Raw genomic sequence first — 22830 nt, 5'->3', positions numbered from 1 at the left:
ATTCAAAAACACACCAACTATTATATTATATCAAATTATAAGAAATTAAAATACCCCTTTTCATACTCCTATGATATGAAAAAGGGTAATTAGACTATATCTCCCGAGGATGATATGTCGGAACAGTTTCTTTTATTGCCTTAAATACATCCGTATTACTACCTTCTACTGCTTGTTTTAGGCGGTCTAGTTTATCTTCTAGAAGATCCATATCTATGTCTATGGGTTTTGCTATATGAATCTTTTCATGTCTTGTATCCGATAGTCCCTCTTCTGCCATAAGGAGTTCTTCGAATAATTTTTCCCCGGGACGAAGCCCTGTATATTTTATCTTTATATCCTCATCTGGTTCAAATCCCGATAAACGAATCAAATCCCTAGCAAGTTTATCTATTTTAACTGGTTCTCCCATGTCTAATACAAATATTTCTCCCCCTTTTGCCATACCTCCCGCTTCTATAACGAGCTGTACCGCCTCGGGAATAGTCATAAAATATCTAATGATATCGGGATGGGTCACTGTTACAGGCCCCCCTTCCTTAATCTGCTTTTTAAACAAAGGGATAACACTGCCGTTGCTTCCCAATACATTACCAAATCTAACAGCAACAAATTCTGTTTTGGAATGTTTATTGTAGGTTTGGATAATCATTTCACATAATCTTTTTGAGGCTCCCATAACATTGGTGGGGTTTACCGCCTTATCTGTGGAAATCTGAACAAATCTTTTGACTCCATAATAATTAGCAGCTTGCACCAAGTTAAGAGTTCCAAATACGTTGTTTTTTATGGCTTCCATAGGGCTATCCTCCATCAAAGGCACATGCTTATGGGCAGCAGCATGAAAAACCACTTCCGGTTTATATTTATCGAAAATATCATTAATCCTGTTTTTATCCCTTATGGAGGCAATGATGGTCTCTAGATTAAGCTGAGGATACTTTCTTTTTAATTCATTTTGAATGTCATAGGCATTGTTTTCGTATATATCCAAAATCAATAATCGAATGGGTGAAAAGGTCACTATCTGTCGGCAAAGCTCAGAACCAATAGAGCCCCCTCCTCCAGTTACTAGCACTGTCTTATTATTAATATATCCGCTGATTTCTTCTATGTTTAATTGTATTGTATCCCTACCTAAAAGGTCTTCTATTTGAACGGGACGAAGCTGACTAATACCTATTTTCCCTTCTATTAATTCATATACTCCCGGCAGAATTTTTATTTCCGCCCCTGTCCTATCACATATTTCAATAATATCTCTTCTTTCTTTTTTGGGCATGGAAGGAGCCGCAATAATAATAATATCAATGCTTTTTTGGATTACTACCTCTTCTACCCGATACCTTGTCCCTAATATAGGAACTCCATTTATCTTTTTGCCGTATTTTGTTTCATCATCATCAATAACCCCTATGGGTATCATTCCCAATTCTTCGTGGTTATTCATTTCCTTAATAACCATGGCTCCGGCATCCCCGGCTCCTATGATAAGCGCTCTTTTTTTATGGGAAGACCTCCATATTTCCTTCACATTCCAGTGCTTAAGTACCCTATATGCAAACCGTGTCCCCCCTATAAAAAGCACATCTAAGAGCCAGGTAATCACATAAATACTTCTTGGAACAGGAAGTAGGACCTGCTGAATAAAAGCCGGCTGCATAAAATACCCATAGGCTATAACGGAAACATTCCCTATGGCTGTGGCTATGACTACAGATACCAACTCATTAATACTGGCATACTTCCAAAGGCTCTTATAAAGCCCAAAATAATAAAATACCCCAATCTTAATAGCGGTAAATATCAAGGCCATATTCCTGTATATCGGAAAATAATTCGGATGGAGCTGTCCGTCAAATCTAAGTAAATATGCAAAAATAATGGATAAATTAATCAATACTATATCTATCAAAAGCAATACCCATGCTCTATATCTTTGTTTCATTTAAGACATCCTCTCTACAAAAATCTACAAAAATATAATACCCCTTTAAGAGAAGAAAGTCAATTTCCAATAACCTTATAACCTTATCCCTGGTACCGTATTTTATGTTATAAATGGATATATTATTTTTGGGGAACTAATATTTAAAAACCTTAAGGTTGGCGCTGAAGGATTAGATTCCCCGCTAAGCACACCCGGCCATAGTCAATAGAAACAGCATAAAGGTCTAAATATACCTTTCATAAATCTCCTTCATTTTCCCAATAATGGCATCTACGGAAAAGTCCCTAATAATAATCTGTGACTTATTTCCCATATCCATCCTTAACTTCTCATCTTCCATTAGTCTTTTTATGGCCTTGGTCGTTTCCTCAATATCATCTATATGAATAAGTAATCCATTAGTTCCACCTTGTACCAAATCCCTATTTCCCCTAATATCCGTTGTTATAATTGGAAGCCCCCCCACCATGGCTTCCATCATAGCTCTAGGTAGGCCCTCTCTTCTAGAGGTCAGGATAAAAGCATCACTTATATGCAAAATCTCAGGGATATCCCTCCTATATCCTAGGAAATGAATATTATCTGACAGGTTAAGATTTAAGACATAACTCTTAAGCTCCGCCATCAACTCCCCATCCCCTACAAAAAGTAGATGAATGTTTTTGTCTTCTACCCTTGCCATGGCATCTATAATCTGTTTCTGGTTTTTATTTTTTGTAAACTCCCCTATACAAAGAAGTAATTTATCTTCCTTTCTAAAGCCTAATTTTTCTTTATGATGGGATTTGTCTAAATCCTTAGGGGGACCATACTTATCTACAGGAACCCCCACTCCATTAACATAAAAGCAACCTTCTTTATCCCTAAGGGGGAAATCCTTTGCCCTATTATAATCCTCCCCATTGATAAGAATAAGGCCATCCGTCCATCTAGCGGCTATTTTTTCCATAGGATAATATATAAGCCAATTAAATAGGGATGCCCCTTTATAAAAATGAAACCCGTGGGCAGTATAAATAACAGGTCTTGTACCAGTCTTTTTGGCGGCAAGTCTGCCTAAAAAAGCAGCCACCGGAGTATGCACATGGACCAAATCATAGGATTCCTTAGACATTAAATCCTTTAACTGAAAATAGGCAGTAATCAACTTAGGTGAATAGGGACTTCTAACAAAATCAATATTATGAAAAACAACCCCCAAGGCTTCCAAATCCCGAGTTCTTTCCCCGGACTTTGCAGCTATATGCACCTTAATACCACGGTTTTTCATATACTCTATATAAGGTATATGAAAGGCTGTAAAATGGAAATCAACACTGGCAATCATAAGAACTTTCTTCATTATCCCCACTCCTATCATTGTGGAATAAAGAACCTTTCACCCTACTCAACTCTTATCCAATCCTCCAAGAAAACCCGTCTATCTCCTATATCCTCTTTAGTATCATAATTAATTAATTCTAGAATAAAGCTAATTCCTTCTTCCTTTTCATCTACCTTGTAAGGGATAGAATAAACCTTATTAGTATCACCTAAGTCTATTACAGCTATTTCCTTAAGATAACTATCTCTAATGCGTAATTTAGAGTATTCTCCTTCTAATAAAGAACCCTGAGCCCTTATTGAAATATTATACTTCCCCGGTTCTAGGTTGTATCTTTTACTTTCAATCCAGCTATTATAGGACATAACAATCTGATTTTCTTCATTTTTACTGTATCGAATATTAATCCACTGATCTTCTCCTAGATTTAGAATCTCCTGCTCCTCTTTTATTACTTCAAATGGGATTTCAAAGTATCTTTCATCGGGATAGAGCTTATTATCAATATCATAAAAACGACCATAAAGCTTAAAATCCATGTTGGTTAATATTCTTGGTCCATGGATGCTATAGATTTCTCCTATTTCCCAGCTCCAATCCTTAGGATATGCGGCAATGGCATGGGATATATTATTTCGCTGAGATTCCCCTGGTAGCAATTTAGAAATAGAATCGTATTGAAGATTTAATTGCAAATGATACCTAGAGTCTATTTCTTCTTTATATAAAATCTGAGATCCGAATATAGAACTAAGATTCGAATATCTTTTTACCGTAAATCCCTCTACCCCAAACGGTTTAAATGGATTTTCCCCAGCAATATCTATATCCTGCTTAAAGCTTAGCTCTTTAACATAGACTAGTAAATCCCTTTCCATCATAAATTTCTGAACAAATCCAGGTACTAAGGGATAAGAGTAAAGAGGAAGGATGTTGCTCCCCTTAATAAGATAAGGATTTCGTATCTTCATCCAGCCTTCATCATTAGTTACAAATCTAATGGTGGCTCCCTTATCAAGGGCAATATCCTCCTCTACCTTACCATAAGCCAATTTGAACTCCATATTTTTTAATAATTTACCACTCTCGTATACTTCAACCCTGCTTAACTCCTCATTGGTCTGTATATCAAAGGACAGGGTATATATTCCCCTTTGCGGCACTGATACCGTTTTCTCAATAATATTTCCCCTATAGGCAGCTATATTAACATATATATATCTAGCAGCATTTATATATAGAGCAATCAGGATGGCCGATAATATTACTAGACCAATCCAGTAACTTCTTCCCTGCCTTTTTTTGGATTCGTTAATTTCTATATCCTTATCTAATTCCGTACCGGCTAATAGTAATCCTAATAAAAACCATACAAACCTAACATTCTCGACATTAATGGCAAAAGACTGCACCAAAAATCCTATAAGTAACGGGAACATATATAGATTTTGCTTTCGCTTTGACTTAAACATCTTATACAAAATATATAAGGGCAAAATCAAAAAAATAACTAGTCCAACAATACCCTGCTGAGCATAAGTTCCCACCAAAGTATTATGGGGAATATATTGGTTTTTATAATTTACATTATCTTCTCCCAAATAAATATAAGAATTAAGGGGGAAATTCCCCTTCCCTATTCCAAATAAAAAGTTATCATTCCCCATCTTAAGGGCTGCCTTGGTTAACTGAAATCTATCCACCTCTTCCCCTTGCATAAGGGAATTTTCAACCCTATCCATTACCGTCTTAACAATCTTACCCCCATGGATGGAGTAATCTATATGAACACCTATAAAAACAATACATAAAATAACCAAAACAGCCCCTATGGACTGCTTAGTTATATGCTTTATATTAATCAATACAAATATAACTAAAGAAAGTCCAAAAGCCACCCAGCCACTCCTAGACATAGTCATAACAAGAAGAATAACAGAAAAACCACTAATTAAAATCATACCAAATGATGCCAATTTATTACGGATAATTCTAGAATTCCATAAACTAATATAAAAAATCATAATAAGATAAAAAGCATATAAATTAGGATCTTCGAAGGTCCCCACAACTCTGCCGCTATACCCCTCCAGCGCAAAAGTTTTAATAAAAAAAGGTTTTTCTAACAAATGAGAAATATATGCGCCCATAGCAATAATACCCACAGGAATACTTCCTATGGATAAAGTGTATAAGGCTAATTGATACTTTCTTGAATCCTTTATGAACATATAAGCTATATAGAAATACCCACCGACAATGGCAGTCTTAACAATCTCCATAATCATACCCATATAAGGTATGGATAAAATACCTTCATTTCTTTGAACAAAAACATGGGATAAAAATAAGCTTAAAATAAGCCCCAAAAAATAAAAAATATAGAGCCATCTTTTTTTATCTAATAGCCTTTTAAAGTGAATGATAACTAATAATCCAGCCAAAGGGAAAAAAATATCTCCAAGAGATATGTTTACGGGACTTCCTGATACATGAATATAAAACATAAAGGGCAATAATAAAATCAAAACCACATGAATAAAACTTTCTATCCTATTTTTCATAAAATTCCTCATTATAATTTTAATTTGTTCTAGCATTCATCACATTTTATCATACAAAATTATTATGAGCAAATTTTTTCTAATCTATAAGTATTGATACTCTATTTTTCTTTGGAGATGATATAATATAAGAACATCATATAAAACAGGAGGAAAGGGCTATGGATATCAATCAAAGGATACATATTAACCAGTTAGGTTATAGGCCAAAGGATAAAAAGGTCGTAATATGCAGTGAAATGGATGGAACCTTTTATATCGTCAATGAAAAAAATAATGAAACCGTATATGAAGGTATATTATCGGCAGGTGAGTTGGATCCTTCCAGTAAAGATAAAATATATAAAGGAGATTTTTCTTCCTTAGAAAAACATGGAAGCTATTATGTTTTGATCCCTACATCTGGCAAATCCTATCCTTTTGAAATTGGTGATAAGGTGTATACAGAGGTTAAAAAGGCTCTCCTTAAAGGCCTATACTTTCAAAGGTGCGGCATGGAACTAGAAGAAAAACATGCTGGAAAGTGGAAACATGAGGCATGCCATTTGGTAGACGGTATAGTATATGGTCACAAAGACAAAACAATATGTGCCACAGGGGGCTGGCACGATGCCGGGGACTATGGAAGATATACAGTGCCCGGCGCCTTATCTGCTGCGGATCTTATGATAACGTATAGACTTTTTCCAGAAAAAATAAAAGACGTGATAAATATCCCAGAAAGCGGAAATGCTGTTCCCGATATACTCAATGAATGTAGATATGAATTAGAATGGCTTTTAAAAATGCAGGATAAAGATAGTGGAGGCGTTTATCATAAACTGACAACTGCCAAATTCGTTGATCTTGATATGATGCCTTGTGGGTATGTGCCCAAACTAATATTTTCTCCTATTTCTGATAGTGCCACTGGGGATTTTGCTGCAGTTATGGCGATGGCATATGACACCTACAGCACCTTTGATCCCGACTTTTCGAACCAATGTCTTGCAGCAGCTTTGAGGGCCTTTGAGTACCTCCAAAACAAAAAATCATTAACAGAATATAAAAATCCTCCTGGGATTATGACAGGAGAATACGGAGATAAAGTTATCATAGACGAACTTGCCTGGGCGGCAGCTCAGTTGTATAGGGTAACTGGGGAAGATAAGTATCATCAGGTTTTTAGAAATTGCTATTCTTCTATTGGGTGTGAGCTGGGCTGGGCAGATATTAGCGGTATGGCAAAATTAACCTATTTGCTCACATCCCCTGAACTAGTGGACAAAAAAATATATACATACATTAAAAATGAATGGATTAGTACCGCTGACCGATATCTTGGTATATGTTCTAGGGATGGATATGGCATTGGTCTAGAACCTGATGAATACCTATGGGGAAGCAATATGACAGTAGCAAACATAGGAAGGCACCTGATCATTGCGAATATCCTAGAACCTAATAGCGATTATGTTAGCGGGGCACAAAATCATCTTCATTACTTGTTGGGAAGAAATAGCCTTAATCAATGCTTTATAACTGGATTTGGCTCAAAGCCCATACTCAACCCCCATCATAGACCGTCCGTAGCAGATGGGATAACTAAACCAGTACCTGGATTACTGTCAGGAGGCCCCAACAAAGGATTGCATGATGATTATGCAAAGAATCATCTTATGGGACTCCCCCCTGCTAAATGCTTTGCAGATCACGAAGATTCCTATTCAACCAATGAAGTTGCAATATACTGGAATACCCCAGCATTGTTCTTGGCGGCATACTTCGATTAAAATAGAATTAACCTTGTACTAGGTAGCTTATTTATGTACCTAGTACAAGGTAATCTTAATAAGACGAGGTACCTGTCCCCTTGTCCCTCTATCTATAAGTTAGGTCTAATTAACTTAGTTCTATAACTTACATAATAGATTTAAGTATCTCTTCCACATCGTCCTTCCCTAAATCTACAGGATTATTATCCATTCTACCCCCTGTAAATGCTTTTTCTATAATCAGTACAATATCCCTTTCATTTATACCAAATGCAGATAGCCTCATTTCTATGACACTTTCACATACACTATCTATCCAATTCATAATGCCACCATATTGTTCAAATAATCCAAATAGCAGATCATCGTTTGCAAAATGCCCTTTGTTTATCTTACCAACTGCATCTAAAGTAATAGATGCTGCTAGTCCATGTGGTACATTATATAGCATTGTAAGTGGGTAAGATATGGAATGGCATGCTGTTGTTCTCGTTTGCGAAAATGCTAGTCCCGCCAACACCGAAGCCCTACAGAGCCTCTCCCTAGCCACAATATCATCTGGTTCTTCTACAGCTTGCCTTAGATGTTGTATCACTAGCTCTACAGCTCTATATGCAATTTCTTGAACTACGGGTGTTGTATGCTTGGACCAGTAGGATTCTATAGCTTGGCACATTGCGTCAAGTCCAGTAGCAAGTGTCATTTCAGCAGGTACGGACAGTGTTAAGTCTGGTGATATAATAGCTAGCCTAGGCTTAAGCATGGGATGATCAATGGAAAACTTACTATCTCCGTTTTCATCCCATATTGTAGCCCATTGGGTAACCTCTGATCCTGTTCCTGCTGTTGTTGGGACAGCAATAATATGGATTAGTGCATCCCCTGGGTATGTCTTATTTTTTATGCTATCTGTAATCTCATCTATTGTATAGTTTTCATTTTTTTCGATATTATAAAATGCACTGATTCCTTTTGCTAGATCTATACCACTTCCACCGCCAAAAGCAATGATTGTCTCAACCTTACTATTCCCAACTTGTTTTAAGGATTCGATAACATCTTTTTGTGTTGGATTGGCAGGGACAGTTTTTATCCATGTAAATATACCATCTATTGATTCACACCTTGTCTTTAGCTTATTAATAAAATCAGTCATGTTCCATCTTAGTGCTGATGATTCACTCATAACTAACACTACATTAGCCACATCTAACGACATGATCTTTTGCATTAACTCACCTTTATTAGAAAATGTAATCTCAGTATCACAAAATGGTTTGTAAGTCATGGTTTGCTCCTTCTTACTGATATTAATAGTCTTCTGGTATTAAGGTTAATATATCTTTAATGGACATACACATATCATCGGCTTCTTTTGCCCTGTGGTGTGTCAAAATAGTCTTTGCAACTTCTTGCATTGCAGGGAATCCACTTCTGGTAAGTTGGTTTGCATAGATTATGATATTAACTCCATGTTCTGAAAATTCCTCTTCTGTAACCTCATTAAAGGATGTTGGCACAACCACAAGTGGAGTTGTTTTATCTTGCCCCCTAAATTTCTGACAAAATTCAAAAATCTCACTTGGGTCTTTTTTACGGGAATGAATCATAATTCCATCCGCACCTGCAGCTACATAAGCGAAGGCCCTTTCTAAAGCATCCTCCATACCCTGCTCTAATATTAAACTTTCAATTCTAGCAATTAGCATAAATTCTTTTGTTTTAAGGGCACGTTTACCTGCAGTAATCTTTGCACAAAAGCCTTCGATGCTATCTTGAGTCTGCTCTACTTCATTACCAAATAGGGAGTTTTTCTTAAGTCCCGTCTTATCTTCTATTATAACAGCTGATACCCCTACTCGTTCCAATGTACGGATGTTATAAACAAAGTGTTCTATTTGCCCCCCTGTATCCCCATCAAGAATAATAGGCTTTGTTGTCACTTCCATAATATCATCAATGGTTCGCATACGGGAGGACATATCAACAAGCTCAATATCTGGTTTACCTTTTGCAGTTGAGTCACAAAGGCTAGAAACCCACATACCGTCAAACTGATAGGCCTTTCCATCTTGCAGGATTGTTGTATTTTCTGCAATTAAGCCCGTGATTCCACTATGTGCCTCTAGAATACTGACTGTCTTTTTCATTTCTAAAAGCTTTCTAAGCCTTCCACGTCTAATATCAGGGATAGAAAGTTGTGCTCTTGATTGCTGTTCTAATATTTTATATGTATCATCATTAGCATAAGGGAATTCTACAAGCTCTCCACCAAATTCTTTAAGAATTTCTATAACTTCATCCCTAATAGCACTTTGAAAACCAGTTTTCCAATCATCACCGTGTACCACATAATCAGGCTTATATTCTCTAAGATTATCAGCATAACTAAGGGTAGTTTGTGGAACTGTTTTATATACTCCTTTTATATTACGAATTATTTCTTCCCGTTCATTATATGATAGAATAGGAAAACGCTTATAACTAGCTACTGCCTCGTCACATAAAACACCAATGATTACTTGTCCTAGCTTTGCAGCCTCATTAATAATCTTAATATGCCCCCCATGGATAATGTCCGTACTAAAACTCATATATACTGTTTTCATCTTTAACTCCTTTAGTCTTTCTTTGACAATTATAAGGTCCTCTAAATGATCCACTTCATTGCATAACATATCTTTTACATCTAGTGGGTGTATTTGGCACTGTTTCGTTACTTCATTTAATGCGTTTTCTGCATAGCACGATACTTGCCCTTTTTCACAAAAAGAAATGATACGCCCAAGCCATATTTGCCAATCCCTTTTTAACAGTTTATATAAAGGCTGAGCCGCCATTGCATGATCAAAAAATTCAATCCCTACCTTTTTTATTATTTCTTCTTTTATGACTGCTTTAAAATCTTTTTCTGGTAATTCAAGCGTTGAGCTTACTGTCATACAGCTTGTTTTATTTTCAATTACTTTGTTAAGGACTATATTATCAAAAATCAAGTCACCATGCATTAGTAACAAATCATCAGTAAGATACTCTCGTGCTAGGTAAATGGAATAGATATAATTGGTTTTATCATATATTGGATTATTTACAAATGTGTACTCTAAAGGCAAGTTAAGTGATTTACAGTAATTAATTAATGTCTGCTCAAATGGACCTGTTGTAATAATAACTTCAGTAATATTACAATCTGCTAACTGCTTTAATTGACGGCTTAGGATTGTTTCATTTTCAGAGATTTTAGTCATACATTTAGGATGTTCGCTTGTTAACTCTCCCATCCTTCTACCTAAACCTGAGTTTAATATTAAAGCTTTCATCTAATCGCACCCCTTTAGATAATCCATAAAGGCTATCTTATTTTCAATTGGTGTTGTGGTAGGCCTACCAAGGTTATCTCTAGAGCCTATCGCAGACTTTACTTCAATAAGTATTGGTCCTGGTTGATTGTTAATCTTATTTAATATGGATTTTAACTCTTGCTTATCATTCGCTTTATATACAGCTTTGTAACCACACCCTAAAGCAATTGGTCCAAAGTTAACATGGTCTGCAACCGTTGGTTGTCCTCCTACAGATTCATGTGCTCCGTTATTAATCAATACATGAATATAGTTTTGGGGAGATTTAGCTCCTATTAGTGCCATAGCCCCCATATGCATTAATGCGGCACCATCACCATCGATGCACCATATTTTTGTATTAGGTTTGTTTAAAGCTATACCTAATGCAATCGTTGAACTATGTCCCATACTACCTACTGTTAGAAAATCGTATTGATGAGATTGTTTGTTCTTTTCTCTAATCTCAAATACTTCCCTAGATGTTTTACCTGTTGTTGAAACAATAATATCTTCGTTAGCTGCTTCTATAATCGTATCAATAAGCTCTTCACGTAGTTCAGTGTTAGAATTCTTATATTCCAGACTTTGGTCATAGGTCAATCCGCCCTTTTTAACTACAAAAGCTACACTTTTACCTTGGTCAAGTAGCATTTTAAAGTCATCTATTTTATTTTCTAACTGTAGTTCTGTTGTATTTTTATCTAGGACTAAATATTCAATATTCACAGTTTCTAATGTCTTTAATGTAATCTCGCCTTGAAATACATGTTGGGGTTCATCATGAACATCAGGTTCACCTCTCCAACCGATTACAAAAACACATGGTATGCCATATACCTTATCGTTTAGCAATGAGGCAACTGGATTAATGATGTTTCCTAATCCACTGTTTTGAAGATAAACACATGGAATTTTACCAGTGGATAAATGATAACCAGCTGCTAAGGCTACAGCATTTCCTTCATTCATAGCAATGATATGGTTTTTGGATATGCCATATGTATTCATTAAATAGTCACATAGTGGCTTAAGCTGGGAGTCTGGGACTCCTGCGAAAAAGCTACTTTTTAAAACTTTTAAAAAAGCTTCCACTTCAATCATTTAATATACCCCCTAGTTTATAATATTGTATATCTTTTTTATGATAATACCTATTAGATTTAAATGAATTATAATCATAATAATAAAACATATAAGTGTAAAAGTTTTGGCAAAGGGAATCTCTGCAGTCAGAATTATTGATTGAGTTAATAAAAGAGCGAATCTGATAAAGAAAAATTTATAGTTAATGTTAAGCGATATGTGTTTTCTAGTATCAATCATTCTAATTATTGTTATAATTAGATAACCAACAACACTAGAAATCAATGCACCATATACACCAATAAAAGGAACCAAAATAAGATTTAAGACAATATTTATAGTCGCACCTATACCTGTTGAAGTCATTGCCATAATATTATTTTTTATAGCGATATAAAAAGTTCCAAAGTATGTCGAAAAAGCTCCTAGAGTTGCAGCTACTAGTAATAACGGTACATATTTCCATGCAACATAAAAATCACCTTGCAAAATAAGTCTGGCTAAATATGGTATTAATATTATTAATGCGGAACAGATTAGAAATACAAATCCTGAATAATATGTCAGTACCCTTGAAAAGAAAACCTTACTGTCATCATTTTGTATTTCTTTTGCTGTAGAGTACTGCCATGCTTGTTGGAATATTAATACAAATAGATTAATCATAGATGGTATCTTAGTAGCAGCGGTAAACATACCTGCCATTCCTGCACCACAAAAGAACATTATAACATAACGACTAGAAATATTATTAACCCACCAAGAAAGCATATTGGGGATATTAGGTATACTAAATAGCAACATCTTTTTTAGTAACTTCTTATCAATAGCTTTTATATTAATATATAAATATTCTTTTGATGCGAAAAAAGAGAACATAGCCGCAACAAAAAATGATATTATTAATGAGATAAGATAAGACCCAACTCCACCATTAAATACTACAAGTAGAATAACATTCATAACAACTAATGTTAAAGTATTAATAACACCACTTGCTACAAAACGTTTAATATGCCCTATCCCCCTGGCAAATTGTGAAAACAGCTTATGAAGCGTTGTTGCAACGAACAACAAATAAAAGTAAGCTGTATATTGGTAGCCACTAAATAAATAAAAAACAATACATACTACCAATACTATAATAAAACTTTTCATAATCAAGTTAATGGATGTAGACATCATTTTTTCATGTTCTGCATCTTCGTCAATAGAAAAACGAAATAAAGCATCTATAACACATAATGTAGCTACAGGTAATATAATCTGTATTGAACTATTTAAAAGCTCTGCAATACCATATTGTTCTACCGTTAGTTGCGAAGTATACAGGGGCATTAAAAAGAAAGACACTAGTTTAACCAAAATATTTCCTATAGCAAATACTACAGTATTAGATAAAAGAGTTTTGTATTTGTTATTATTCATATAGTGTAATCCCTAAAAACCGTAGTAGTCTCTCGCAATTTTTACCATCCTGATAATGATTTACTAAATCATTAATTGTTTTCCTTGCATCAGTATAATTATCATTTCCCTGTATTACATCACTTATAAAATTTTTCAGATTATCCATATTGAATACTTTATGTCCAGGCATAACCTCTAAAGGATTCGAAACATTAAATCCTCTAACTTTACTGTACTCATCTATATCATCAACTACAAATCCTATTGGTTTATTTATTAACAAGAAATCTTGATAGACAGACGAATAATCTGTTAATAATGCATCCATTTGTCCCAACAAGGTATAAAAGGGTATTCCTTTTCTATCCAAATCTATATTATCAATAAAAATAATGTTGTTATACTTATTATTAGTAATTTCTATATTTGTATCTAATTTAGCAGTATGATGTAGTTTAATAATTAATAAACACTCCTCCATGTACAGATAATTATCTAGGTCTTGAATATTGTCAATAGTCAATAGCGGAAAATTACTTTTATGCCCATTAAACCCTAACCTATCTGAATTTCTATATGTAGGCAAAAATATTATTATATTCTTATATTCTTTTTTATTGATACCTAATTCAGATACTGCGTCAATATCCGAATTAAATAAATAGTCATTTTTAGGTGACCCTGCTACAATTAATTGTGTTTCCTTACAATCATAACTCTTTGTAACCATTTCTGCAAAATACTTTGATGAGATTATGACATTACTAAAACAAGATGCAGCATTATAAAAATCTTTTTTATTAATGCAGTATCCTATTTTTTTTAATCCAAATCCATGCCATAAATTTATTACCTTTTGATTTTTAGGCACTATACAATCAAAACGATTGCCACCAAATGCATATAATACAAATTTTGATGTAATCCTATAATAAAAGCCTAAGAAAAAATTGCTAATAATCTTTGTATTCTCTCCTAAATATTCCTCTATTAAATTCTTATTTCGCGTATAATATACTATTGTATATTGTTTATAATAATGGTTATCCACCATATATTTATATAAAACATATTGATTTTCACGCACACTCGAAATATCACTGAAAAATATATTATTTTCTTTTTTAGGTATAATAAAATTCAATAAACTCATTGAATTAAAAAGTATAAATTTAATAATTAGTCTAAACTTCTTTAATATATCCATTATTAATAACCCCCTTTATTTGTTCCAATAAAACAAATACGGATATGTGCTCTGCCACTCCGGCCTAAGTAAATTTATCATTGTAGAGTAGCAAAAAAATATAACTACTGTAATGAAAATAATTAGTAATTTCCCTTTATTGTTTTTCATTTTTGCAATAGCATTTGGATAATAAATTATAGCGAAGATGCTGTAAATGTTTGTAAATCTACTAAGAATAGTTCCCCTTAAAGAAATAAGTAAAAATGCATATGCAATCAATAGAAAGACAGCTTGCACATCATCCTCCCCTGTTTTATGTGAAATAATCGTATATCTTCTCAAAGAGTTGTTTTTATATACAAATCTATGATTTAATATTTCTGATATAATTAACATAAGTGCAGTAATTGTCAAAGAAATTATCGTGGCAATCCGCGCTTCTCCATCTAAATAGGTTCCATTTAAATAGTAACTATATCTTGGAAATATTGATAACGCAACTTTTAATATTGGAATAAATAAAATATATATACCAGCAGATGTGACCATAACTGTAAAAAGAAATCTTTTTGTAAGCTTAAACTTTGATAAAGGATATGCTAAGAAAAATATAATAGAAACAGTGTGAAATGATGTAGCTAATAAAACGGTACATAAAAATTTAAATGGTTTTTTATCTACTATATATTCATAACTTATTGATACAGTAGCCAACGCCAACATCTGTCTAATTCCACTCATAGATAAATCAAAGTTTCTCATTGTAAAGAACAAAAACACACTTAACCAAACCATATTAGAATGCTTATATATTAATCTTCCATATGCAAAATAAATATATGCTCCTGAAACAACAAAGATAATTTGATAATTGTTTGATATTAGACTTAACACTTTGTTTAAATATAAAAATCCAATCTCATATCTTTTCGCATAAAATGACATCTCCACACCTGACGATATAGAGTTAAAAAGTCTAATGTAAGCTTGTGTATCATTTCCAACTTGTTCAGATCTAAACATAGTAAGAATAGCAAACAAACCCATAGTCAATACAATATATACATATCGCCCTTTTTTCATATTACTTATTGAAAAGATAAAAATTGCACATGATAGTATATATATTGCTAAAAAATAGTATAACCACATACAATCACCTAATCCTTACTAGGCAAACCATACAAATATTCTTCAAGATGTTTTTCTATATACTCAACATCTGCTTTTAGTTCAGGATATGTAAGATAAACCCTAGTGTTTTTTATCGATATCTCAGGATTAAAAAATTCTTTTTTTAAGGTATGATTTTCTTTTTTTAAACCAATAAAATTAATTAACATGTTACTAGTTTCTTCATAACGATAAATCAAATCTTCAAAATAAATTCGTACTACTTTATTAGTATCATCTTTCTCGTATTTTCGATGTGTCCTTGTAATTCTATACCACTCACAAAAGGTTTCAACATCTTTATAAGGAATAATACCCCATCTATATTTTACTTTTTCTAACACATAAAGGTCTCGTGGGTCTCTTTCAACTGATATTACTTTTATATCATCAAAATAGTTTAAATATCTATTAATGTTAGAAGGTGGGACAAGTTGATCTATCATCATATAATCATCATCATTTTCATTCGCATAATTAAATATCTCTTGTAGGTATTGCCTTGTATACTTATAAAATTCTTCTTTTGTAATGTGTGTAAAGTAAGCCGACTCATTTTGAAGCATGGATATATTAAAACGCTCCTTTTGAAAAACCCCAACAAACTGAGCATATACTCTATCAAAAAAATAAAACCAAGAACCCCTATCTATCTGATCTCTATGCCACCACGATTTACATTGTAATTCTGTTATCTTATCAATATATTCCAACGAACATTTCATAAACATATTACCAAAATACTTTCTATATCTAGGAGCATACCAGGTTCCATTAAGAAAATTAACAAGTTTTTTATATCTCTTTATAGCATGACTCGTGTTATGTCTATGATTGTTTTCTATAAGATTGTATTCTAAATCTGAAATTCCATCCGGGTCTTGCAAAAATCTAACTTCAAAGTCTCCGAGTGATTTACAGTTTTCAAATTCACTAAAAAAATCACTAATAGCACTTGAACCAGTCCTATAATACCCTGCACATGTGATAATTTTCATTTTTTACTCCTTAAATTAAGATAAAATTCTTCTAAACTCTTTCCTTGACTCAGAATATCAAAATTAGCTTTAGTATCAGTTTCCATATGGTATAATCGTTTATTATATGGTATACCTTCAATAATAACATCAGCCCATTTTTCAGCTTTATCATCTAAACTCATGCAATAATAATCATCTGAAATCTTAGCTTGATTAGGAACTGTATTAGATACATAACATGTCAAACCATTACACTGAGCCTCTATAAGAACAATTCCTAATCCCTCAAAAATAGATGGCAACACAAAAACATCCATTGCATTGTAATAATCATGTATATTTGACTTAGAACCTAAAAAATACACGCAATTATCAATTCCCAGTTCTGATGCCTTCACCTTATATTTTTCAAATAAAGGACCATCCCCTAAAAGCATTAGGACACAGTCTGCTTTTTTTTCTTTAATTGCAATAAACACTTTAAATAAGTAATCGTGATTTTTTTGTTCAGCGAACCTACCAACATGACCTATTACAAACTTATCTTTTAAACATAACTCCCCCCGAATTTCATTTCTTTTTTTAGAATTATATCTAAATTTTTCTGTATCTATTGCATTGTTAAATATCTTCACATTTCCTGAATTTACATACTTTTGTCCATATAAAAATTTCCCAGCATCCTCTGAACATGCAAAAAATATATTAGAAGTTTTCTTAAGGGGAATACATAATAATTTATTTCTTATTGCTTTTATTCGGTTTTCAGAATACATTGTATTATGGCTATGTGTAATACGGTGTTTAATGCCATACTTTTTAGCAAGAGGATGAATAAATCCATTTAAATACACTTCATGTAGGTGAATAATATGATAGACATGTCCATTTTCTTTAAAAAACCGTCTATAACTATTATAGCTCCTAATACTTGGTTTCTTTAGAAAATATGATTTGCCTCCCATTTTTTTTATTTCATTTTCATATGTATTTCCATTGTTTACGAAATAAATAAAGTCAAATTGCACCTTTTCTCTATCTATATTTCTATAATAATTCATAATAAAACTCATGACTCCGCTACTTATTGCTAAAGTCGATACAACGTGCAAAACTCTAATTTTAGACATTAAACCACCCTCTTATACTTGAAATGCTTTTAATTTGAATATTAATACGTTTATCTTTTCTTCCTTAAAATCTTATCTGATATGATTTTAAGTAGCCATACCGGAGACAAAAACATCACTATTTGCCCTATAACAACTATAACTAAGTCTAGCGTACTCGAGTATCCCATCTTCCAGAATCTATAAATAACTGAAACATAGCTTTTACAATTAACCCAGGTTTTTCTTCTCTTATAATTATCTTTATTCGATCTAAATAATAATAACGGTTTGGGTATATTCATAGAAAGACAGTCATTATGTAGCATTCTTATGAATAAGTCTATGTCTTCTTTTCGCAACACGTCCTGATAACCGCCACAGCCCAACACAGCTGATTTCCTGTACATCACTGTCGGATGATTAAATGGACTTCGCCTTCTAGAGAATTTCATTATATCTTCATGCTTTTCTGGGACAATTCTTGATGTTACGATATTTGAAGGCTCATCATAAAACTCATTTGTCCACGTTCCAACAATACATAATTCAGGATTTTCATTAAACTCCTTAAGTTGTAATTCACATCTATTTTCTAATGAAATATCATCAGTATCCATTCTAGCTACTAACTCATTTCTACATTTCTTCAACCCTTCATTCAAAGCAGGACCTAATCCTAGATTCTTTTCTAAAGGAACAATCGTAAAAAGTTCTGGATTTTGTTTTTTATACCGATTAATTGCCTGATCCAACTCTGCAGTTAGCGGTCCATCTTTTACAATCACAATTTCATCCGGTTTAATTGTTTGTCTAAGCATACTTTCAACACTCTTAATGAAAAATTCCAACTGTTCCTTATTATATATAGACATCAGAACACTATATTTTATTTTTTCCATTTCTAACTCACCCTTCTTAATTATCTCTCTGTCAACTCAATCGATTGTTTAAAACTCCTTATTCTATAATCTGCTTTATCATAGTCACTCATAGACTTCTCATAAACCAAATTTCCAAATACCTTATTAACAACATCAATTCCAAACATCAATCTCAAAATCGGATTAAATACCTTCGTCAAAACAATCCTTTTTCCATGCACTTCTGCAATCAATCTAACCATTTCGCTTGTCCTTACATATTCCTTATTCTGTGGAAAGAACAATCCACTCTCTTTATTATCTATCATCAACTTAATAAACTCACAAAGATTATCTATATGAAGCATACTGCGTTCATTATCAATGTCAGGAAATACTGGTATCTTCTTAGCCATGTTAGAAAGCCTTAGATAATTGCCTCTAGACCCTTTTCCATAAATCATAGGTGGTCTCAAAACTATAATCTTAAAGATATCTGACTTTAAATGTTTGATTCCCTCTTCTGCTTGTAGCTTACTGTTTCCATAGAAGTTACTTGGCGTAGGGACTGTGTTTTTATCAATAATTCTCTTGCTACTGCTGCTATCACCATAAACAATGATACTACTCATAAAAATGAACTGCCTTACACCTTCTGCTTTAGCCTTCTTGGCAGTTTCTATTGTTAAATCTCTATTAACTCTATAATATAGTTCTTCCATCTTAGGATCTGATGACACATGGGCTATCCCAGCCACATGAAACACCACATCGTACCCTGAAAAGTCTTTACCCTTCCATGAATCTCCCATCATATCAACGGTATCTATCTGGTATTCATCAGGATATCTACCTAGCCATTTTTCTAAGCTTGTCCCTATGTAGCTATTAGCTCCTGTAATGAGTATTTTCTTCATAATGGGGTAATCTCCTTTTGTGGATTGTGGGGTAGAAAGTTGGTTAGTTGGTTAGTTGGTTGGTTAGGAGAGTTAGTATCCCTTCCCATTAGGTTTACCTTCTATAACCCCTGTTCCACCTTCTACTACGCCTTCTTTTTTTAGAACACTTTTTATCGTTCCAAAGAAACACTTTATATCAAATAAAAAACTTATTTTCTCTACATACTCCCCGTCTAACCTTGCCTTAAGCTCTATAAGAAGCTCGTCTCTACCATTAATCTGTGCCCATCCAGTCAGTCCAGGTCTTATATCATTGGCACTATATTTATCCCTTTCTTCAATCAAATCATATTGATTCCATAGGGCGGGTCTTGGGCCGATGATACTCATTTCACCCTTTAGTATATTAATGATTTGCGGAAGCTCGTCTAAGCTTGTTTTTCTTAAAAACTTTCCAACCTTGGTAATCCATTGGTCCGGATTTTCAAGTAGATGAGTTGGTGTATCTTTTGGGGTATCTATTCGCATGGTGCGAAATTTTAATATATTAAAATGGCTCTTATTAAGTCCTACTCTTTTTTGCTTGAAAAATATAGGACCCTTGGAGTCGATTTTGATAGCTAGGATGAGGATAGCGAATATAGGAGAGAGAATTATGAGTCCCACGAGAGATAACATTATGTCTATGAATCGTTTGATTTTTAAGTAAAACATGAGTATAATTCCCCCTTATGAGTTGGAAAGTAGAAAGTGGAAAGCGGAAAAAAGCAAAACATCTGCTTCTTTACTTTTTTTCCACCGATACAATTAATCCATTTAATAATCTTCCTACTTCTTTTGCCAAGACTAAAACTTCTTTATATTTATTTTCACTTATATACCGTAAATCTTTTGATAACAACAATTTATATTTTACTTCTTCTAATGATCCTCTGGCAACTAGTAAAAACCTCTTGAATTCTTTACTTGAACCTCTAGCTTTCCCTTCGATAATGTTGCTCGGTACAGATACTGCTGCTCTTCTTATTTGCGAAGTTAGACCGAAAAGTTCGTCTTTGGGAAAGTTTTTCGTTATACTGTATATTTCCAGTACCAATTGATGAGATTTTTGCAATACGACTAACTTACCTGCATCATCGTACATGAAACCCCTCCAAATCTCTTTTCCGCTTTCCACTTTCCGCTTATTTCAAACCAAATCACAAAACATATATTTCTTATTTGTTCACAATATGAACATCACTTGTATTTTACCTTTCTATGTTTTTAATGTCAACATGTTTCTATATATTTTTAAATAATGGCTATTTTATTTCAAAAAGATTCTTCTCTATCTTTCAGGATGACAAGAAAAAGGCCCTGTGCTACTGCATAGGGTTTTTTGGTTTAATGTCTTCATCTTTTGGTATATCCGATGATTAGCTTTTTGGCATTTAGATTGTAGATTTTATTTATTATTTTATTTATAGCTGGTACCCATTCGATTATTAAGAATAATATCACCATAATCAGGCATCCCCAGAATGCTCCTTTTCCATCTCTTATAACATCTTGCACCTGTGAACCTCTTCCGGGAACAAAGTATTGATGGATTTCATCCGTAATGGCAAATATTATAGTTAAAAGCCAAGATACTACTCCTGTCATAAGTGACTTGCCCACATATCCGTATAAGGAGGCATATATAAGCATAGCTAATCCTGCAAATATTATAATATGAGCTGTTTTCCTTATCCACATCTGCAAGCTCATTGCCCTTGAATTATCCGTATCCATTGCTTCTTCTTGGGTTGTTATATTGACTCTATCTAATAACCACGCCGAATCTTGTCTAGACAGATCTCCTGTTCTTGAGGAGAAAAAAAATATAGCAATCATCCATAATATAGTCACTACCCATATAGTCTTTCTAAGTAACATAGTAATCCTCCAAATCAAATCTCTCTAGCCGGTACTCCTGCCACAGTGGTTGCTTCTTTAACATTCTTAATAACAACAGTTCCTGCTCCGATTATACTGTTTTTCCCTATTTTTAGACCTTGTTTTATGAATGCCTTACTGCCTATTGCAACTTCACATTCCACATCAACATTACCTGAAATATTAACGCTCCAATATAAAGTGGTATAGTCACCTATAGTCGTATCGTGGCCTATACCGCATTGAGGGTTTATATGAACATGGTTCCCGATGGTAATATTAGTTGTGAGTACACAGTAAGGACTTATTAGGACTCCTTCGCCAATTTTTACTTCTGGGGTGATATATGCGCTAGGATGAATAATATTTATGTCCTTGATATTATATTCTTTCATTTGATTAACCAGTCTTTTTTTAATCTTTGGATTGGCAACAGCACAAAAGCCGTATAATTGCTCACTGGTTTTGTAAATTAAGTCCAATGCATCAAAATCCCCCAAGACCGGAATGTCAGAATGTAATATGCCTTTTTTATTTATATCGTTATCAATAAAGCCTAGGACTCTATATGTGGGATTTGTTTTATTGATATCTTTTATATATTGGGCGACTTCCCTTCCTAATCCACCGGCTCCGATGATTACTATATCCTTCACATTATTTCATCTCTCTTCCCATATACCCCTTCTGCCGTTAAAACTACTTTGATAGTTTTTAATACTATCTTAAAATCCAGCCATAAGGAATAGTTATTAATGTACTCAACATCATATTCTATTCGTTTATCCCAGGGTAGGGAGTTTCTACCTCTTACTTGGGCAAGTCCTGTAACCCCCGGACGCATCTTTAGACGTTGCATTTGATGGGGGGTGTATTTTTCCACCTGATATCTTAAGGTTGGCCTTGGCCCTATTATGCTCATATCCCCTTTTAGGATATTGAATAGCTGTGGAAGCTCGTCTAGACTGGTCTTCCTTAAAATTCTTCCAATATTAGTGATTCTGGGGTCCTTTTCTTCTGTATAAATGCCTGTTCCTATGTTTTCTGCATTTTGAATCATGGTTCTAAATTTATAAATATCAAAGTCCTTTCCATCCTTGCCAACTCTTTTTTGGATGAAAAAAACAGGACCTCTAGATGTTAATTTAATTCCTATAGAAATAATTAGAAAAATAGGTGTTGTTATAAGTAATAGGATAAATCCTATAATTTTATCTAAAATATGTTTGATAGTTATTTGTATCTTTTCCATGATATTACCTCTCTA

Annotated in this window: 19 protein-coding genes; 1 reads left to right on the top strand and 18 read right to left on the bottom strand. The window is 33.6% G+C overall.

Going from position 1 to position 22830, the window contains the following annotated elements:
* Positions 1-94: 94 nt before the first annotated feature.
* The 3 genes from GX308_09780 to GX308_09770 all read right to left on the bottom strand — a co-directional run bounded on the left by GX308_09780 (position 95) and on the right by GX308_09770 (position 5839).
* Positions 95-1948, bottom strand: a complete 1854-nt coding sequence (locus GX308_09780; GenBank protein NLK22340.1) for a polysaccharide biosynthesis protein — start codon at positions 1946-1948, stop codon at positions 95-97.
* A gap of 226 nt (positions 1949-2174) precedes the next feature.
* Complete coding sequence (locus tag GX308_09775) at positions 2175-3293, bottom strand: glycosyltransferase family 4 protein (GenBank protein ID NLK22339.1); 1119 nt, start codon at positions 3291-3293, stop codon at positions 2175-2177.
* Between the two features lie 41 nt (positions 3294-3334).
* A complete protein-coding gene (locus GX308_09770; protein ID NLK22338.1) occupies positions 3335-5839 on the bottom strand; it encodes an O-antigen ligase family protein in 2505 nt (834 codons plus the stop codon).
* Between the two features lie 161 nt (positions 5840-6000).
* Here GX308_09770 and GX308_09765 point away from each other — a divergent pair, with 161 nt between their 5' ends.
* Entirely contained in the window at positions 6001-7611 is a 1611-nt protein-coding gene (locus tag GX308_09765; GenBank protein NLK22337.1) for a glycoside hydrolase, read from the top strand.
* Between the two features lie 127 nt (positions 7612-7738).
* Here the strand turns inward: GX308_09765 and GX308_09760 are convergent, their stop codons facing one another.
* The 15 genes from GX308_09760 to GX308_09690 all read right to left on the bottom strand — a co-directional run bounded on the left by GX308_09760 (position 7739) and on the right by GX308_09690 (position 22815).
* Positions 7739-8881: a phosphonoacetaldehyde reductase gene (locus tag GX308_09760; protein NLK22336.1), complete on the bottom strand. Its 1143-nt coding sequence runs from the start codon at positions 8879-8881 to the stop codon at positions 7739-7741.
* 22 nt (positions 8882-8903) lie between these two features.
* Entirely contained in the window at positions 8904-10913 is a 2010-nt protein-coding gene (gene aepX, locus GX308_09755) for a phosphoenolpyruvate mutase (protein ID NLK22335.1), read from the bottom strand.
* Positions 10914-12035 (bottom strand): phosphonopyruvate decarboxylase, encoded by a 1122-nt coding sequence (gene aepY, locus GX308_09750; protein ID NLK22334.1) that lies wholly within the window; start codon positions 12033-12035, stop codon positions 10914-10916.
* 15 nt (positions 12036-12050) lie between these two features.
* Entirely contained in the window at positions 12051-13448 is a 1398-nt protein-coding gene (locus tag GX308_09745; GenBank protein ID NLK22333.1) for an oligosaccharide flippase family protein, read from the bottom strand.
* Entirely contained in the window at positions 13441-14637 is a 1197-nt protein-coding gene (locus tag GX308_09740) for a hypothetical protein (GenBank protein NLK22332.1), read from the bottom strand. The genes GX308_09745 and GX308_09740 overlap by 8 nt, the downstream gene beginning before the upstream one ends.
* A gap of 15 nt (positions 14638-14652) precedes the next feature.
* Positions 14653-15771 carry an EpsG family protein gene (locus GX308_09735; GenBank protein NLK22331.1) on the bottom strand — a complete coding sequence of 373 codons (1119 nt, stop codon included), beginning with the start codon at positions 15769-15771 and terminating at the stop codon, positions 14653-14655.
* 8 nt (positions 15772-15779) lie between these two features.
* Positions 15780-16790: a hypothetical protein gene (locus GX308_09730; GenBank protein ID NLK22330.1), complete on the bottom strand. Its 1011-nt coding sequence runs from the start codon at positions 16788-16790 to the stop codon at positions 15780-15782.
* Positions 16787-17902 (bottom strand): glycosyltransferase family 1 protein, encoded by a 1116-nt coding sequence (locus tag GX308_09725; protein ID NLK22329.1) that lies wholly within the window; start codon positions 17900-17902, stop codon positions 16787-16789. The genes GX308_09730 and GX308_09725 overlap by 4 nt, the downstream gene beginning before the upstream one ends.
* Before the next feature lie 50 nt (positions 17903-17952).
* A complete protein-coding gene (locus GX308_09720) occupies positions 17953-18783 on the bottom strand; it encodes a glycosyltransferase (protein NLK22328.1) in 831 nt (276 codons plus the stop codon).
* A gap of 20 nt (positions 18784-18803) precedes the next feature.
* Positions 18804-19661: an NAD-dependent epimerase/dehydratase family protein gene (locus GX308_09715; GenBank protein ID NLK22327.1), complete on the bottom strand. Its 858-nt coding sequence runs from the start codon at positions 19659-19661 to the stop codon at positions 18804-18806.
* 72 nt (positions 19662-19733) lie between these two features.
* Positions 19734-20357, bottom strand: coding sequence for a sugar transferase (locus tag GX308_09710; protein NLK22326.1), 624 nt, complete (start codon positions 20355-20357; stop codon positions 19734-19736).
* Between the two features lie 70 nt (positions 20358-20427).
* Positions 20428-20787, bottom strand: a complete 360-nt coding sequence (locus GX308_09705) for a four helix bundle protein (protein ID NLK22325.1) — start codon at positions 20785-20787, stop codon at positions 20428-20430.
* A 251-nt stretch (positions 20788-21038) separates the two neighbouring features.
* Entirely contained in the window at positions 21039-21563 is a 525-nt protein-coding gene (gene vanZ / locus GX308_09700) for a VanZ family protein (protein NLK22324.1), read from the bottom strand.
* Positions 21564-21577: 14 nt separating this feature from the next.
* Entirely contained in the window at positions 21578-22219 is a 642-nt protein-coding gene (locus tag GX308_09695; GenBank protein ID NLK22323.1) for an acetyltransferase, read from the bottom strand.
* Entirely contained in the window at positions 22216-22815 is a 600-nt protein-coding gene (locus GX308_09690; GenBank protein ID NLK22322.1) for a sugar transferase, read from the bottom strand. The genes GX308_09695 and GX308_09690 overlap by 4 nt, the downstream gene beginning before the upstream one ends.
* Positions 22816-22830 lie beyond the last annotated feature (15 nt).

Origin of the sequence: Candidatus Epulonipiscium sp., from assembly GCA_012519205.1 — a bacterium.
Lineage (GTDB): Bacteria > Bacillota > Clostridia > Lachnospirales > Defluviitaleaceae > JAAYQR01.
This window is presented reverse-complemented; position numbering and strand designations above follow the sequence as displayed.

What these genes read in the sequence shown, in the direction of transcription:
- GX308_09705 (NLK22325.1), bottom strand. Translation starts at nt 20,787, where the DNA reads ATGTACGATGATGCAGGTAAGTTAGTCGTATTGCAAAAATCTCATCAA.
- GX308_09780 (NLK22340.1), bottom strand. Translation starts at nt 1,948, where the DNA reads ATGAAACAAAGATATAGAGCATGGGTATTGCTTTTGATAGATATAGTA.
- GX308_09770 (NLK22338.1), bottom strand. Translation starts at nt 5,839, where the DNA reads ATGAAAAATAGGATAGAAAGTTTTATTCATGTGGTTTTGATTTTATTA.
- GX308_09720 (NLK22328.1), bottom strand. Translation starts at nt 18,783, where the DNA reads ATGGAAAAAATAAAATATAGTGTTCTGATGTCTATATATAATAAGGAA.
- GX308_09715 (NLK22327.1), bottom strand. Translation starts at nt 19,661, where the DNA reads ATGAAGAAAATACTCATTACAGGAGCTAATAGCTACATAGGGACAAGC.
- GX308_09745 (NLK22333.1), bottom strand. Translation starts at nt 13,448, where the DNA reads ATGAATAATAACAAATACAAAACTCTTTTATCTAATACTGTAGTATTT.
- GX308_09710 (NLK22326.1), bottom strand. Translation starts at nt 20,357, where the DNA reads ATGTTTTACTTAAAAATCAAACGATTCATAGACATAATGTTATCTCTC.
- GX308_09730 (NLK22330.1), bottom strand. Translation starts at nt 16,790, where the DNA reads ATGAAAATTATCACATGTGCAGGGTATTATAGGACTGGTTCAAGTGCT.
- vanZ (NLK22324.1), bottom strand. Translation starts at nt 21,563, where the DNA reads ATGTTACTTAGAAAGACTATATGGGTAGTGACTATATTATGGATGATT.
- GX308_09765 (NLK22337.1), top strand. Translation starts at nt 6,001, where the DNA reads ATGGATATCAATCAAAGGATACATATTAACCAGTTAGGTTATAGGCCA.
- GX308_09725 (NLK22329.1), bottom strand. Translation starts at nt 17,902, where the DNA reads ATGTCTAAAATTAGAGTTTTGCACGTTGTATCGACTTTAGCAATAAGT.
- GX308_09735 (NLK22331.1), bottom strand. Translation starts at nt 15,771, where the DNA reads ATGTGGTTATACTATTTTTTAGCAATATATATACTATCATGTGCAATT.
- GX308_09690 (NLK22322.1), bottom strand. Translation starts at nt 22,815, where the DNA reads ATGGAAAAGATACAAATAACTATCAAACATATTTTAGATAAAATTATA.
- GX308_09760 (NLK22336.1), bottom strand. Translation starts at nt 8,881, where the DNA reads ATGACTTACAAACCATTTTGTGATACTGAGATTACATTTTCTAATAAA.
- aepX (NLK22335.1), bottom strand. Translation starts at nt 10,913, where the DNA reads ATGAAAGCTTTAATATTAAACTCAGGTTTAGGTAGAAGGATGGGAGAG.
- GX308_09740 (NLK22332.1), bottom strand. Translation starts at nt 14,637, where the DNA reads ATGGATATATTAAAGAAGTTTAGACTAATTATTAAATTTATACTTTTT.
- GX308_09775 (NLK22339.1), bottom strand. Translation starts at nt 3,293, where the DNA reads ATGAAGAAAGTTCTTATGATTGCCAGTGTTGATTTCCATTTTACAGCC.